The organism is Desulfomonilia bacterium (assembly GCA_036567785.1).
Classification (GTDB): Bacteria; Desulfobacterota; Desulfomonilia; order UBA1062; family UBA1062; genus DATCTV01.
Genome location: DATCTV010000004.1, coordinates 126,837 through 143,752, shown reverse-complemented (window position 1 = coordinate 143,752; position 16,916 = coordinate 126,837). Strand labels below are relative to the sequence as shown.

Annotated in this window: 11 protein-coding genes; 3 read left to right on the top strand and 8 right to left on the bottom strand. The window is 45.7% G+C overall.

Annotated features, from left to right (window positions below; translation table 11 throughout):
• Positions 1–18 precede the first annotated feature (18 nt).
• The 6 genes from VIS94_01560 to VIS94_01535 form a co-directional block, all read right to left on the bottom strand.
• Positions 19–1,284, bottom strand: a complete 1,266-nt coding sequence (locus VIS94_01560; protein HEY9159760.1) for a radical SAM protein — start codon at positions 1,282–1,284, stop codon at positions 19–21.
• A complete protein-coding gene (locus VIS94_01555; protein HEY9159759.1) occupies positions 1,278–2,210 on the bottom strand; it encodes a prenyltransferase in 933 nt (310 codons plus the stop codon). The genes VIS94_01560 and VIS94_01555 overlap by 7 nt, the downstream gene beginning before the upstream one ends.
• Positions 2,211–2,240: 30 nt before the next feature.
• Positions 2,241–3,791 (bottom strand): fatty acyl-CoA synthetase, encoded by a 1,551-nt coding sequence (locus tag VIS94_01550; GenBank protein ID HEY9159758.1) that lies wholly within the window; start codon positions 3,789–3,791, stop codon positions 2,241–2,243.
• A gap of 205 nt (positions 3,792–3,996) precedes the next feature.
• Positions 3,997–4,368, bottom strand: a complete 372-nt coding sequence (locus VIS94_01545; protein ID HEY9159757.1) for a PilZ domain-containing protein — start codon at positions 4,366–4,368, stop codon at positions 3,997–3,999.
• Positions 4,369–4,412: 44 nt separating this feature from the next.
• Positions 4,413–4,730, bottom strand: a complete 318-nt coding sequence (locus VIS94_01540; GenBank protein HEY9159756.1) for a PEP-CTERM sorting domain-containing protein — start codon at positions 4,728–4,730, stop codon at positions 4,413–4,415.
• 166 nt (positions 4,731–4,896) lie between these two features.
• A complete protein-coding gene (locus tag VIS94_01535) occupies positions 4,897–5,754 on the bottom strand; it encodes an alpha/beta hydrolase (GenBank protein ID HEY9159755.1) in 858 nt (285 codons plus the stop codon).
• Positions 5,755–5,906: 152 nt separating this feature from the next.
• On the opposite strand from VIS94_01535, the gene msrB reads away from it, so the two are divergent.
• Entirely contained in the window at positions 5,907–6,872 is a 966-nt protein-coding gene (msrB, locus tag VIS94_01530; protein ID HEY9159754.1) for a peptide-methionine (R)-S-oxide reductase MsrB, read from the top strand.
• Between the two features lie 34 nt (positions 6,873–6,906).
• Here the strand turns inward: msrB and VIS94_01525 are convergent, their stop codons facing one another.
• Positions 6,907–8,829, bottom strand: a complete 1,923-nt coding sequence (locus VIS94_01525; GenBank protein HEY9159753.1) for a metallophosphoesterase — start codon at positions 8,827–8,829, stop codon at positions 6,907–6,909.
• Positions 8,830–9,170: 341 nt separating this feature from the next.
• The gene (locus tag VIS94_01520) at positions 9,171–9,632 is read right to left on the bottom strand and encodes a hypothetical protein (GenBank protein ID HEY9159752.1); all 462 of its coding nucleotides are present in this window, start codon (positions 9,630–9,632) and stop codon (positions 9,171–9,173) included.
• Positions 9,633–10,497: 865 nt separating this feature from the next.
• Between VIS94_01520 and VIS94_01515 the strand changes: the two genes are divergently transcribed.
• Together VIS94_01515 and VIS94_01510 are read left to right on the top strand one after the other, a co-directional pair.
• Positions 10,498–12,606 carry a hypothetical protein gene (locus tag VIS94_01515; GenBank protein ID HEY9159751.1) on the top strand — a complete coding sequence of 703 codons (2,109 nt, stop codon included), beginning with the start codon at positions 10,498–10,500 and terminating at the stop codon, positions 12,604–12,606.
• Between the two features lie 454 nt (positions 12,607–13,060).
• On the top strand, positions 13,061–16,846 hold the full coding sequence (locus VIS94_01510) for a right-handed parallel beta-helix repeat-containing protein (GenBank protein HEY9159750.1): 3,786 nt from the start codon (positions 13,061–13,063) through the stop codon (positions 16,844–16,846).
• Positions 16,847–16,916 lie beyond the last annotated feature (70 nt).

Below are 16,916 nucleotides of genomic sequence, written 5' to 3'. Positions count from 1 at the left end.
ACGAGATGAAAGTATTTATCAGCCGCAGGTTCCTGTGCCTCCTCCGGGCGTATCGCCAAAAAATGCACCGTTAGAAGACCATTTCAGATATTGGGGCATTACAGTATGGTGACTGTAGCATGTGGGATCTGTTTCCAGAGCGTCCCCGAAGGCTGCATACGCCTTTCCCCGGCAACCGCCACATATGTGCCTGTTTTCGCATTCGCCGCATTTGCCTTTCAGATTGTCCCTGTCTGAGAGTTTAAAAAATATGTCACTTTTTCTGTGAATATCTGAAAGGCCCATAGACCTTACATTCCCGCCGCTCACGGGGACGAACGGGCAGGGCCATACATCACCGTTCGGCTTGACGTATATGAGGCCCCATCCTGCCGCGCAGCCGTGGAAAAGGCTGTGTTTTATCAGACGCTTTGGGTCATTGTTGTCCCTGCCGAGAAGGTGAGGCCAGTACTGCGGACCTGCAACCGGCTCGACGATGGTGACCGCATCGGACTGAAGCTCTTTTATGCTTTTCATAAGTAGCCTGTTGTCCTCGGGAGAAAGAGCAGAACATGCAATAGCGCCGCCTCTTCCCATAGGTACGAGCTGATAGCAGAGCATGATTGCCGCATTGACATCATGTGCGAACTTCACCACTTCGGGCAGTGTCTCAATATTTTCTTTCATCGCAGTATAGTTGAGCTGAACGATTATCCCGGCCTTCCTGCACGCCTCTATTCCGCTTATAGCCCGGTCAAACGCTGTAGGACTCTGTCTGATACTGTTATGTATCTGTGGGTCTGTGGAGTCGAAACTTACGGCTACGCCTTTTACGCCAAGTTTTTTCAGCTCTTTTGCACGCGGATAATCGATCAATGTGCCGTTAGTAGCGATTACATTGACAAGTCCCAGCTTCTTTCCATATGCAAGAAGGTCATTGATATCTTTTCTTACAAGCGGTTCTCCTCCCGAATATGCGAGCATCTGGAAGCCCTTGAGCCCGTATATCTGCTCAAGCAGCCTGAAGCCCTCCATGGTGTCGAGCTCATCCGGGGATGCCACGCTGCTGGTTGCATGGCAATGCCTGCACCTGAGATTGCATGCTTCAGTCACTTCCCATACCGCATGATATCCGAAACCGATGCAGCCCATACCGACAGCACCTCCTGCAACAGGTATGGATTTCCAGGCGTTTTTAGAGAGCCACAATGGAAAGTGTTTCCATCTGGCGGTCCTCATCAGCAGGAGAGATGAAGCGAACTGTCTGATGAGATTATGAACGGATAAATAGGGGGCAACTACCATCTTACCAGGAGCGCTATCGTTATGGATGATATATGATTGAGCACTATTGTGAGCGCACATACCGGCTCGATCGTGCTGTGTGATTTCCATAATTTTTTTACGGCAACAAGGTATGCAAGTGCAAAGGAAAGCAAAATACCGGGTAATGCCACAGCAAGAAAGGCAAACTCAAATGGCCTGTACCTTAACCAGATGCTGAATATTGATATCCCGGTAAGGATTGATGCGGATGTGTATATCCACTGGCTTTTTTCCATTCCTATCCTGACCACGATATTTCTTTTGCCGGTTGTCGAGTCAGGTATGTAATCCGGGAATTCATTTATGAGAATGATGTTGAATACCGTAAGCGCAACCGGCCAGCACCAGATATACGAATCCGGCGGCATTGTGTTTGATGCGCATGCATAACCCGTAACAATTGTGAGCCATCCGTAGCATACGCCAATGACAAGCTCGCCCATTCCACGCTTGGCAAGCCTTACGGGCGGCATGGAATAGAATATCGCGGCCGCGGCTCCAAAGGAGCCGAGTCCTACCAGCCAGAACGATCTGTGGATGTAAAAGATAATACCGCCAAGAATGGCTGAAACAGTAAAACAGACAAAAGCGGCTTTCATTACCTTTTTTTCATTCAGCTTGCCCTGCACTACCGATAGTGTGCCTCCTGAGAATTTTGTCCGGCCCGTTTTCAGGGTTATCGCATCTTCGGCCTTATCGGCCGTTTCACCTATCAGGTGGCATCCCGTGCATATAAGGAAAACCGCTATGACTCCCGAAATCGATGCAGGCAATGATACCGGCACGCCGTTGAAGATTGCCAGCAGAATCCCTACACAGAACGGCACAACAGCGACTGTAGCGAAAGGTATCCTCATGGCAGTAGTCCAGTCCGAGATGTTGAATGAAGCGGTTCTTGTCGTCATGCTGGTTGCCTCCTGTTATCTTCTGCCATGTTATTTCCCCAATTCCTCTTTCAGTTCGCGCTTTAATATCTTTCCGGAAGGGTTCTTCGGCAGTTTGTCCGTGATATGAATTTTCTTCGGGCATTTGAATCCGGCGAGGTTTTCCTTGCAGAATGAGATGATGTCTTTTTCTGAAAGGACAATGCCCTTTTTCGGAACGATCACTGCCGCTACGATTTCGATCCATTTGGGATCGGGGAGGCCTATTACTGCCACCTCTTCAATGCCGGGATGCTTGTAGAGCACTTCCTCGACCTCACGTGATGCGACGTTTTCACCGCCTGTCTTGATCATGTCCTTTTTACGGTCAACGACATAAAGATATCCGTCTTCGTCGAAGCGGCCGAGATCTCCGCTGTGGAACCATCCGTACTCGAACGCTTCTGCGGTTTTTTCAGGGTCATTGAGATATCCGGTCATGACCTGCCCTGAGCGGTGGACTATCTCGCCCACTTCACCGTTCGGAACGAAATTGCCTTCAAAATCCATCAATCTCGTTTCGACATTAAGGACAGGCTTGCCTGCGGAGCCGGGCTTTAAAAGCTGGTCTTCGGGCTTCAGTATTGTCGCGACCGGACCCATTTCGGTCTGGCCGTAATAGTTCCAGAGCTTCAAACCCCTGAAAGCGACCGAGAGCTGTTTTATTATTTCAACCGGCATGATGCTGGCCCCGTAGGCAGCCTTCTTCAGGCTGCTATGGTTGTGGTTCTTGAATTCGGGATGGTTGAGAATGCCAATCCAGACGGTAGGAGGTGCGAATGTATGAGTTATCTGATACTTTTCGATTGCCCTGATCATCTCAAGAGGGTCTGCCTTGTGCATGATGACATTGGTTGCACCCACATAAAGGTACGGCATCAGGAAGCAGTGCAGCTGTGCGCAGTGGAAGAGCGGCAGGGCGTTAAGGCTTACATCATAGGTGTCATACTGGCCGTCAAATATGCAGCTGTAATATTCCGACATGAGCGCACGGTGTGAGAGCATTGCCCCTTTGGGCTTGGACTCCGTACCGCTCGTGTATGGAATCTGGGCTATGTCTTCCGCATTCACCTCTACATAGGACTCATCATAATTCATCGATTCCATTTCTTTTATGAGGTTGAAGAAGCCAGCCGGTATCTCTGTATCCGCAAGAGGAAGAAAACCCCATTTTTCGACAGTGGTGAATTTGTCCTGGGCCTTAGCAATGATGGGGTAGAGCGCATCTTCGACGATGAACAACCTGGAACCGGAATGATTGACTATATATGCGATTTCTTCGGCGTTCAGCATGTAGTTTATGGGAACCTGTATTGCGCCGATTTTCGAAAGACCAATCATGCTGATGGGATAGTAATGAGAGTTGTAGGAATAAATGGCTACCCTGTCACCCTTCTTTATTCCGTAACTGGTCATGAGATTCGCGAAGCGCCTAGCCTCTTTTTCAAGTTCGTAATAAGAAAGTTTTATATCCCTGAAAATAATGGCTGTCTTGTCCCCGTATTTTGTGGCTGCCTTTCTTGTAATGTCTCCGATTGTATCCCTGCTGATAATGTTGCTCATATCCTTCTCCTTTACAAAATGAATGGCTGTTCAGTCATGTATGACTTTATGCTTAAAAAAAAGGATCAGTCAATAATGATTGAGAACCAATTGTATTAAACCGGTTCTAAAGTGCAATGGTTATGGACAAAAATGGTTTTTTTTAAAGAAGAATATGGTTTTTCAGTAATTAAGGATATTTGCGATATTGAGTGCTCGTTTCTCTTCAGACAAAACGGACCGCGACCCCGTTATCTCCCTTTCTTACGATGCGGCCATCGATGCCTGTAATGCCCTTGAGGTTTACCCGAAAAAGGTTCGCATGGATTTCTTCGCCGTTATCAAGAGGTGTGTCTGTTATGATGTACATTCCTCTTCTGCTGATATTTATTATATGGCCGAAAGCATTTTTGCCGTTGGCATGTCTGAACATTATGTCCTTTTCAAGGTTGAGACGTTTCGCCTTTCGTCGATCATTCTGAGCTGGGGCCTTTTCATTTTCTGAGACCGGATCTTTACCTCTGTTCTCAAGGCGATTTTCAAGTAATATACCGGCCAGCTTCAGGGAGGTTACAGTATTTTTGCTGATTCTGGGCATTACATCCACCCGCTTGTAGGTTCAAACATACTCCACCTTCTTTTTTATATTGTTCCTTTTCTTGCAAGAAAGCCTATACCGATCATGCCTATGCCGAAAAGGACAAGAGTCATCGGTTCAGGGACGGGAGCAGAGGTTATCGGCCTGTTTCCATCGGGAAGAGCAGCTGTCTGTCCATATATGACATATGTGTTTTCTGTATCAGCCCGGCCATCGAATGCGATATAGGGTTCTGTCGTGGATATATTGATATCATATTGACCGTAAATATCGCTGTAATGGAACGGTGCAGCATAAACCTGGACTGAGACCGGGAGCGCCAGCGCAAGAACCAACAATATTTTAAAGAGACAGTCTTTCATTATCTGTTCCTCCTTTAACCGCTATGTTATAAATACTCGATCTGTTTTCTGGCTTTTCAGCCAGACATTAACTCAAGGCGCTGATACCCAGCTGTATTTTATCATTTATAGAATTCAGCAGTAACGCCACAATCAGGAAATTACTGATTTATAACTTCGAAAAGCCTTATTCGGGGAGAAAAGATTGAATTATCTCTGTAATCAAAGCAGGTTTTTCCATCGGAATGAGATGTCCGGCATCTTCCACGAGAAGATATCGCCCCTCAGGAAAAAGGCCTGCCGCCTTTTCATATTCGATGAAGCCCCTGTTTTCGCTCAGCGACCCTTCAACCACAAGCACCGGTTGAGAGACTTTATGCAGAACAGGCCAGGGGTTGAAATGTGTTCCACCCATGAACAGGGATGCCTCCTTTACAGGCGAGCATGTGAGCTTCAACCCTTCCTCATCAGGCTTCATGCCGTGTTCCAGGTAAAGGTGAAGCATTTCTTCATCCCATCTTTTAAACAGAGGCCTTGATTTAAGATACGCAAAAGCCTCGTCGGAGTCGGCCCATCCGTTGCGGCGCTTGATCGATTTTGATGCAAGCGGATGCTGCTCGACACCCAGATCCATTGCATAAATGTCTTCAGGAAGGAATATGGGCTCAATAAGAACCATGCCGGAGGTTTCAAGCCCGGAAACTGCCGCCGCCATGGTTATGACCGTTGCACCCATCGAGTGTCCGATAAGGTAGGGCTTGTCTATATTAAGTACATTGCAGAATTTTGTCAGGTCATCGGCGAGCTGGAGCCAGTTGAGGCCGCCTTCATACGGATCTACTGAGCGGTGATCGCAGAAATACGGCGCCAGCACATGATGCCTGCCCGCAAATTCCCTTGCGATCGGGTGCCATATCCATGGCATGAAGCCTGTCGCATGAAGAAATATAATTGTTTTCCCGGTGCCCTCGTACTCGAGGTATGAAATTTCCGCATCGCCTATCCCTGCAGATGATGCCCTGGGACTGATATTCGTTTGCTCCATTTGCTCTCCTTGAAAATTAGAATCTGACATCGGGCCTTGAGATTCTCAACTCCAATTCCTACTGAATTCATATGAAGAAATCAATGCTCATTGCAGGGTTGATGTTTTTTGCTTTCTCCTGCACCCAGAGCGAAGAGAAGGAAAAGACAGTTATGACGAATAATCAGCAAACCGCGGTGTTCGCCGGCGGCTGCTTCTGGTGCATGGAGGCTGCCTTCAGCGGGGAGAAAGGTGTGATAAAGGCTGTTTCGGGATATACGGGAGGATCCGTTGCCAACCCCTCATATGAACAGGTATGCTCGGGGACGACAGGTCATTATGAAGCGGTCGAGGTGACATTCGATCCGGTCCTTATTTCTTACGAAAGGCTTCTGGACATATTCTGGAGGAATATCGATCCTACCGATCCTTCCGGTCAATTTTCAGACAGGGGCAGGCAGTATAGGACCGCAATATTCTATAAGGACGAAAATCAAAAAAAGGCGGCCGTGGGATCGAAGAACAGGCTCGAAAATTCAGGGATGTTCGACAAGCCTGTCGCCACTGAAATTCTACCGGCATCGGTATTTTATAAGGCCGAAGACTATCATCAGAATTATGCAAGGACCTGCCCTGTCAAATACAGGCTTTACAAGGAGGGTTCAGGCAGAAAGGGCTGGCTGGAAAAGACATGGGGAAAAGAAAACCTGAAAAAGAAACTTACACCCATGCAGTACGAGGTGACCCAGAACTGCGGAACAGAGCCTCCTTTCAGAAATGAATACTGGGACAACAAGCGCGAAGGCATATATTTGGACATAGTTTCAGGCGAGGTGCTCTTCAGCTCGAGAGACAAGTTCGATTCCGGTACCGGCTGGCCGAGTTTTACCAGGCCGGTCGAAAGCAAGAACATCATTGAGAAGAAGGAAAAGGGCTTCATGGGAAGGACGGAGGTCAGGAGCAGTAAAGCCGGTTCTCATCTCGGCCATGTATTTGATGACGGGCCGGGACCAACAGGCCTTAGATACTGCATAAACTCGGCATCGCTGAAATTCATACCAAAAGAGGATATGGAAAAAGCCGGGTATGGTGAGTATCTGAAGCTCTTTGATGAAAATAAAAGGCAGGGGTCTTTGTAAGTCTGACTCCTGCCTTCTAGGATTTTATTCTCAGTTAATAAGGCTCACCGTATTTTTTTACGTCCCATACCCTGCGCCAGGCAGGACCTGCCGGGTTTATCGCGGCATCATCATTAAAGCGTGACGGGACCTCTCCGCCGGGAAGATTCAGAAGCCACTGCGCAAGGCTGTACCAGGCCTTTACCTCATAGGATTCTCCGGTTAAAGGGTTGATTCCGTGTACGACGAACTGGTCGAGATCGGATACGACCTCCCATTTCACCTTGTTGCCGCTCACATCCCTCGGCCAGATATCGACCAGAGGCAACAGATTAGTGACATATCTGATGCCTATGAGAACAAGAAGGCTCGAACTTACGGAATAGTTTTTCTTTGAATCGGTGACCCATCCGCCCCTTAAGAGATATTTGGGATTTTCGCTGTCATAAATTAGTGTTTCAGTACCTTCATCCGCTGAAATTTCATACATCTGAAGGACCCGTTTGCCTATGGTGCCGCTCGAATCAAAGACTATCCGTATTCCAGAGGGCACTACAAACAGGTCGCTGGTCAACTGTCCCAGCAGGCAGGTCCCCAGCTCGAATAGAGAAAGGATATCCGAGCCTTTGAGATAATATGCATAAAGTGCCCCCCCGGGTGTTCCGTCGCGGCCGATGCTGTGAGGCATGGCGGCAAAGGCCTCATATACGTTTATCGCACCGCCAGGAGACGTCTGAACATAAGCGGTATCCGCTCCCGGCGTGCATACCGCAATGTCGGTGCCTGCAATGCCGCGCATGGCGTCAGTCACGAGGTTCATGGAGTTCAAGCTCGATAGTGCAAAATCAGAATGAGCCAGTGTTGCGAAGATCGTGCCGTCTCCCAGAACCGGATAACGGCTCAGGTATTTCGTCTCGATATCGCTTGTGATTTCATCAACCCTGGCGTTGACCGAAGGCAATCCGGCTATGGTGTCATCGACCTTGATATGGCGTGTTTCGGTGAGTGCGGTGTTCACCCTGCCTTTTTCCACGAACAGGTTCGATGCGGCCACATACTTGAACTCGTCATCGGCCTCCATGATGGTTGTCTTCCAGGTGCTCCATGGCGCCCAGTATTTAACAACAGCAGTTCCCAGCGTGTGTGAATGTCCCGAGCAGATTATGTCTATACCGTATACGTTCTTTGCAAGGTCAGGCACCTCTCCGCTCGGGGTTCCTGAACCGTCAATCGAAAATCCGGCGTGCATTAGGCATACGACGACATCGACCTTCTCCTTATTCCGCAGCTTGTTGACAAGCGTCTGTATCTTGAGATTGTTGATTTTGAATTTCACAGGCAGGGCATCAGGCATAAGGACACTGCCTCCGATCAGGCCGAAGATGCCGACCTTTATCCCGGACGGGGTTGTGCGGATAATGTAATCGAAGATATATTTGCCGGGCTTCTCTGTCTCTGAGTGAAGCGATTCAAGCAGGTCGTCAGAATGCCCCTCGGGCGTGTCATCATTACTGAAACTGAAATTGGAGCATACGAGCGGAATTACTGGTTGCCTTGCATTGAGTATCGCATGGGCGAGACCTTCCGGCCCCATGCCCATTTCGTGGTTACCGAGGCACGCTGCCGTGAATCCCATGTCGGACAGCAGGTTGAAATCAGCGGCACCGTTTTCTCCCGTTATGAATATGGTCCCGTCGGTGAAGTCTCCTGCGGAAAACGCCATAAGGTCGGGATTTATGAGCCTCTCGGCATCTATTACAGCTGCTGCGCGGGAAGCGCCGCCGATGGTCCCGTCTCCTGTTGAAGACGGGTCATACTGCTCAGCCGGTGCGCCTATCGTGTGCGAATGGCTGTCATTTGTGCTGAGGACGGTAAGCTTTCCTGACGCTCCTTCTCTGCAGCCTGCTGAAATCATCATGAATGCCAGAATTACGGCCGGGATAAGAACTCTCCTCATGATATTATTACCATTGTGCATATCACCCTCCTTGGCTGATATTATGATTGATGCCCGTAATGTACACTTGAGGTTACCCGGTACTCGCTTAAACAGGAATAGAAAACCTTGCTGCCTCAATATGTTAGAATTCATATACATCACTGGAATCAAAAATATGGTCTATACTATAATTGAAGAATACCTATGTCAATTGCGTATAAGCATTTCCAATAACGGGTTTGAAAGTCAGAAGCATTCATCAGGATCAGCCTTTAAAGTCGCCAATCTTTCCATACAAAAAACTCTTTTGTCAGACCTCGGTGAAGTCGTTTTCTGAATCTCGTTTTGCTATTATTCTCCTGCGTTAAACAGCCGACACATTAACCTTTCCAATAGTGAAGTTTATAGGGGAGCTTGTCATAGAACCGCGTAAGGTCTCCTTCCCTGATGCTGTCGAGGGCCTCTTTGAAGGCGGACTGACCGCAGTATTTGTATCCGGTCTGATAATAAATGGCGCCGTCGCTTCCGTAAAACACCGAGGCATTGAAATTGGCCAATCCTTCGCAGGAATTAGAATTTACGGCAATGACCCATTCGCCGTTTTCAAAAGTCCTCTTGTAGAAATAATCCGGATTTTTGCCCGATGTTGTATAGACACAATCTATTGACTTGCAGCTTGAGAATACAGGGGCCCATTCCTTGACAAATCCTTTTGCGCGGTAGTCATGTATCATGTTCGGAAACTGAATGCTGAGACCGGAAATTACAAATACGGCGAAGATGGCAGTAAGAATAATCTTTCTGCGTCTGTCAAACCCGACGGTTTCTTTAATTTCTTCCATTTAATACTCCTCAAACGGGCAGCAACTGTTAAGCCCTTATTAAATTTTTTAAATCCCTGCAGGTTAAATTTTGCCCGGCATTTGCCGTAAGCTTTTTATCCTGTTCCCCAACACGGATCTTGTGCAGAATCCTTCTGCTGATGTTTGAAACTCTGATATTATAACTAAAAAATCTTAAAACCGTTAGCCTGTTTTGTGTTCAGGTAAGGCTGCAACAACCGTATATAAAAGACCCATGCACACCCCCCTCCTTCAATTCATGAATAATTGCTGACATGGCAGAGGTTTTGTTTAAAAAAATAATTTTAACCCCTTGAAATAACTTGCGGTATTGCTGTTTGTTTGTTATAACCAATTGTAATAATTGAATAAATTATTCAGAAGGATTTCAATGAATCTGTTCATGCTGGGGGTTGAAGACAAGCTTAATGACAACAGACTTATAAGGATTTGAAAGATGATAGACTGGTCAAGGTTCAGGAAGATGCTTACCGGCATACAAAAAAATGATATAGATCCAAAGGGTGGGAACCCCTTGGGGTAACGCTGATTGGATAATAAGAATAAGCAGATTTAAAACTTTAAATCAATTTACCAATCAGCGCCCCCTATTAGTCTGGCATCTTGTCTTAGTCTTAGTGAAAATAACCGACAGACGGTTCACAAAGTCGTTCCTGTCAAGATCATCTTCAAAAATGTACCTGCGCTCAATTCCTCGGATGATAATATGATTCAGAACTCCCGGCGCGTTTATTCTCGACCTTGTGATTACGAGTACAATCTTAAGTTTCATTCGAAATTCAATTTATTAGAATACAAATTATTGTCGATATTATTAAATATATAAAACATATGGGGTGAGATTATGCTATCAACATCCAGGACGTCACAATGGATCGATTACTTTATGGTAATTTTGTCAATCACATTATTTCTTTCCGGGTGCGGTGAAAGTTCAAATAACGACAGAGCCATTATTGACACAGAAATATTCCAAGGTGAATTCAAGAGCGTATGTGATGACATGGTCTATACCATCGATTTTGGGGATGACTATCCTGAACTGAAACAGGCTGCAATTGATGGTACTGCCAATTTCTGGCTTGAAGACTCGGAAGACAAACATTATGATTTGAGCCAATGCTCAATATCGCAAGGGAAAGCGGTTCTCCGAATTGAAGGCGAGTTAGCGCCTGGAATCTATGAGCTTAATATGAGCATAGAGGGTAATGATGATATCTATCTAATTGACAAAACTCTTGAAGTGAGAACTCCACATATTGTTTCCAGTCAAGGTGTAATCTCTCCCGGGGAGACAGTAGATTTGACAGGCTCCTTTTTCGGCAAAACGCAGAATGTCTATCTTGAATACATGGAAAGAGAAGGCGGCGAAAAAAAGATTGAAAAGTGTACGATTATCGAAAATCCTGAAGAAATTGATGATCCTTATGATGATTCGGATGAAAATTTTCCAATGGATGTATCGGATGGACAAAGTCATCTTAGGATTATATTGCCCTCAACGCCTGCAACATGGATTGACCCATGGATTATTATAGACAGCGACAACGGCCGTGGAATGATAAGTCTGGAGGCTTTCAGCGATGTGCCTGATGATGGTTTTTCTGAAAGCCTGCGCGGAGAAGATGAATATGGGACAGGCAAGATATTCTCAATAGCTCAAAGAGGGACTTTGGGAATTTCCTGGAGATATGGCAAATATAGACTCTCAAAGGAAAAAATTCACAAGGCTCTGGACAATGCAGCGAGTATTATAGCTGAACATGAGCTTTCAAAAAAAGCGATCGTTGAACATATGATGGGTCAATCAGGATTTAATTTCAAGGACATGGATTATCCTATTGCAATGTTTGATGTTCAGTACACAACAAGGGACGCTCAGGGGAAAAAGATTGATTCATCCGGTGTTATGATAATTCCCTATGATCCGGACGGCCGCAGCATGTCGGATATGCCTGTATTGAGCTTCCAGCATGGCACTTTGCTTACCAAAAAGGAAGCGCCAAGTGCGTCATGGGGGCCTGAACTTGCCTATGCGACCCTCTTTGCTGCAACCGGGTATATCACGCTTGTTCCTGATCTTCCTGGGATGGGATTGGCAAGCCTACACAAAAATGATCTACACCCCTACTGTCAGTCGAAGCCGATTGGATATGCATGCGCAGATATGCTTAAAACCCTTGGACAGTCCAACTTCTATAACGATTTTTATTATCCTGACAGATGGATTACGGGTGCGAAGTTCAGCAGAAGCAACGGAAGGGTTTTCCTGACGGGGTATTCTGAAGGCGGCTATGCAACTATGGCTCTTTTCAAGGAGCTTTCTCTGAACGCGGCAAGCTATCCGGGTTTAAGCGTTATAGCAGTGGCTGCACAGGCAGGACCATACTCGCTTTCTAATGTGATGCGCAAGAAACTCATGGCGGATTCCGAGTTTCCAGTATTCTACTTCGCCCCTTATCTGATTGCCACGTTAAACAAGACAACCGACTTGAATTACAGTCCCGCGGAACTTTTTGCTCCAAGCTATACTGAACTTTATAATCTGATAGACGGATACCATTCGGATAAAGAAGTCGATAAATATGAGCCATCTTCGAAAAAGCCGCGCGATATATTCGAAACGGGCATCAGGGCTCAAATGGATGCAGGGACCGGAAAATTCTATGAAAAACTTAGGGAAAATGATCTCGATTCTGGATGGACAATGAATCCATCAACAAAGGTAATGCTCATTCATGGAACCAACGATGACTGTGTGCCGTCGGATAACAGCAGAAAGATGAAGGAAACATTTCCACAATGTGAGTTAAATATAATTCATGAAGATTTTTCTTCAACAAGATTTATCACCAAAACACTTGCAAAGGAAAAAACACTTCATGAACTTTATTTCATCTACTGCATGGGTGAAGCGCAGAAATGGCTTAAAAAAAACAGGTATTACAATTAAATCAGAATTTGGTTCGAAATTCAGATTCAAAAAGATGTAAGCTCATATAATGCCTTATGGGGTCTTGCATTGACACATATTTATTTATAAAGACCCTTGCATAAGCGGGCACCTGTTGGGTTCCATTGCCCTTCGCCTGACTGACAAGGCCATATATTGAAAAGGCTGCAAGCAATACCGCAAATGCCGCAAGCACCCATGAATATCTTGCGATTATGAGGAATTCACACCCGAAAGGTGTCAGTCATACATATACGACGGCCGCTAAAAGTAGCGATAGAACTAAAATGAGAATCCTTATAAGCATCTCCTTATCCCTCCCTTATAAAATATAATCAGGAACATTTTCGTTTATGCTTCATTCAAGATTATCCCATCAGTGATTACGAAATGTTTTTTATAAAATAGCCGGTTTTTGTTGCATTTGCATTTATTAATCTCTAATAAATTATGAATGAAAAAACTAATTATCATAATTATAATTCCATTACTGTTAGTTTCCAATGCAAAAGCCGAGGAATCGGCACCGACTGCCGCCCATATCAAGGACAGCAAAATATGGATTCTCGATTCGCCGTCCGAATGGCCTGCGATGATACGCCCCGGAATAATGGGCGGAGGCGGCAGAACCATTTATTATTCCGACTTTTTGATTCCCGCCGTAGGGACGGAAAACCTGCTTGTGTTCATAAACCCCAAACTTAACTGGGACGACCATGATGCAAACGAGCAGAATATCGGTATCGGCTTGAGGCATATGGCGTTTGAGGAAAACGTTATCCTTGGTGCCAATCTGTATTATGATTTTTTTAAAAGCTATTACGGAAACCGCTTCGAGCAGTGGGGTTTCGGTGTGGAGGCCCTTTCCAGGTGGGTGGATGTAAGGGCCAATTTTTATTTCCCGCAGTCATCAAAAATCGTGCTCGATCAGGAAATAACCCATGAATTCGCCTCAAGAAGCCTGAACAAGCTAACAACAAGCACTTACGAAGAGCCCATGCAAGGCGTCGATTACGAGGCAGGGGCGTTGATCCCTTTCATATCCGATTATGTCGAGACAAGGGCCTTCATAGGAGGCTATAACTACACCGCAGACCTTGGCCCGGACATCAACGGCATAAAGGCAAGGCTAGAGATAATGCCGATCCCCCTCCTGACATTGGATGTCAAGGTCTCGAATGACAATGTATCCTCGACAGAGGCGTATGTGGGCGGCTATGTGACGCTGCCATTCTCCATCGGCAATATGCTCAAAAGCGGAAATCCTTTTGAAAGCATGGAAAAGTTCTTTTCTTTCGGCAAAGGCGCAAGGCCTTTGAGAGACCGTATGACAGACATGGTCATGAGGGACATGGATGTCCTTGTAAAAGAGATTACGCCAGCGCCTGTCGAAACAAAGGTGATCGACGGCCTAACCTATGTCGACAACTCCAACACCACTGGCATCGAAGACGGCTCATATGAACACCCCTACAGGACCATACAGGAAGGTGTTGACAATGCGTTCGGAGACAAGTGGGTATATGTGAGGCAGGGCAACGACGGATATAATGAAGTTGTCAAACTAAGCGACGATACTGTCCTATGGGGCAGCGGATACGACGGGGGATTCAAAGGGATTTTAGCCACGGGCTATCCCGTGATCGACGGCACGGGCCTGCCGGGCGATTCCAGCCTCGTGACCATCAGAGACAACAATACGGTAATGGGGCTTCATTTGCAGAACGCCCCGAGCAACGGCATCATATTTACCGACGGCATAACTTCAACAGGCACAATCAACAATAACATTATCAAAGACAGCGGTTGGGACGGCATAAACCTTTCTAATAACACCGGCACCATCTCTGGATTTACCATTTCTGATAATTCCATAACCGGCAGCTATTGGAGGGGAATAGATTTATCAAATAACAGCGGCACGATGCAGAACTTCAGCATACTGAACAATATCGCCTGTGACAGCCAGGGAGGTGGGGGGGATGAATCATTTGATACCGGCGGTATAATTGCGGTGGAAAATACTGGTACAATGTCAGGATTTACTATATCTGGCAACATAGCAAATGGCTATTTGGGGGGGGGCGGAATAAGTTTTGGTTATAATATGGGAACACTTTCAGATTTCATTATATCCAATAACGAATGCAACATAAACTCTTATGGTTTGTATTTACATGGAAATGGAAGTCCACACGGTGTGGCAATAATGAAGAATTTCACGATTTCCGACAACACATTCAACGGAAATGGATTTGTAGGAATAGATTTAGTTGACAATGGCAGCAGAAAAGGCGATGGCGATATGATTAATTTCATTATTTCCCGCAACACCGTCAATGAAAATCATTTGAGGGGAATAATCATTGGAAACGGCTCTGAGCATTATGGCACTATGTCTGACTTTATCTTCTCGGAAAACACCATAAGCAATAACGGGAAAGATGGCATGAGTTTGTCGTTTAATGGTGGCAATCCTATTTCTTTAGGCAGCAGAGGCATCATGACAAACTTCACATTTACCGGAAATACTATCACTGGAAATGGTTATAAATATCCTTCTTCAAGTGGTGGGTACGGTATTATAATAGATGATAATGGATTGAACGGTTATGGAGAAATGAGCGGTTTTGTCTTTTCCCGAAACATCATATCCGATAACAGGTCAAACGGCATAAATATAAATGCAAACGGTTCTAATGGGGAAGGTGTAATGAAAAATTTCTCATTCACATATAACTCCATTAATAATAATAAAATTAATGGCATATCCATAACCAGAAATGGAGAGAGAGGCGGCATAGGCACAATGTCTGATTTTACGATTTCGCATAATACCATTACAGGCAGCGGCCATTACGGCATAAACCTTTCAGAAAACAGCGGAACAATGACGGGCTTTACCATTTCCAATAATTCGATAAAAGACAGCGGTTGGGATGGCATAAACCTTTCAGAAAACACCGGCACGATCTCTGGATTTACCATTTCTGATAATTCGATAACCGGCAGCTATTGGAGGGGAATAGATTTATCAAACAACAGCGGCACGATGCAGAACTTCAATATACTGAACAATATTGCCTGTGACAGCCAGGGAGGTGGCAGTATTTCAGACTATGTCGGTGGGATAATCGGGGTCAGCAATACCGGCACAATGTCAGGATTCACAATATCAGGCAACACCGCGAACGGCTATGAAGGAGGCACCGGAATAAGTTTTTATAAAAACAAGGGCAAAATAGAGGGATTTTTAATATCGGATAATACATGCAACCTGAACACCGAAGGTTTATCTTTGGGTGGAAATGCAAGACCCGGAGGCGTTGCCGTAATGAAGGATTTCACGATTTCCGGCAATACGTTCAACGATAATGGTTTTGTCGGATTAACCTTTTTTGATAACGGTTCCGAAGGAGACGGTGACATGTCCAATTTCACGATTTCCGGCAACACCATAAATGGCAATCAAATGACAGGAATAAATTTATCTACAAACGGCTCTAACGGTTATGGAATCATGACGGGCTTTGTCCTTTCCGGCAACACCATTAACAACAATGGGCTTATAGGCATAGATATATCGTATAATGGTGGCAATCCTATATATTTTAGCAACAGAGGCATCATGGAAAACTTCACCTTCACTGAAAACACTATTACCGGCAACGGTTTTAGATCTCTTTCCCCATCTGGCGGTGATGGCATACTGATATCTGATAATGGTTTGCGCGGTGAAGGCACAATGAGTGGCTTTGTCTTTTCCGGAAACATCATATCCGATAACAGGTCAAACGGCATACGCATAAAGGACAACGGTTATCAGGGCACAGGCACAATAGAAAACTTCACTTTCATGCATAACACTTTAAGCAATAATCACGCTAACGGAATAACAATGACAGGTAATGGCGACAGAGGCGGCACCGGCACGATAGATAACTTCACTTTCACACGCAACACCATTATCGGCAATTACCAAAACGGCATGGTATTCAATAATGAAGCAGGCGGGACGATGAGCCGCATAAATCTGGGCGACGGCGTTTCGGGCGGCTATAATTCCATATATGCCAACAATATAGAAGGCGGTGCCTATTATGACATTGACAATCAGACTCTCACAAATATCAACGCTCAAAACAACTGGTGGGGGACAACAGATTCGAAAATCATAGAAGCCAACATCAATTCAAAGGACAATATAACCTACAGCCCGTATCTTCATTCGGAACCCTGAATGACATAAAGCAGGGGCTGATTCAGCGCCGATCCAATCTCCAGAAAACGGAAAAGATTCAGCGCTGCGC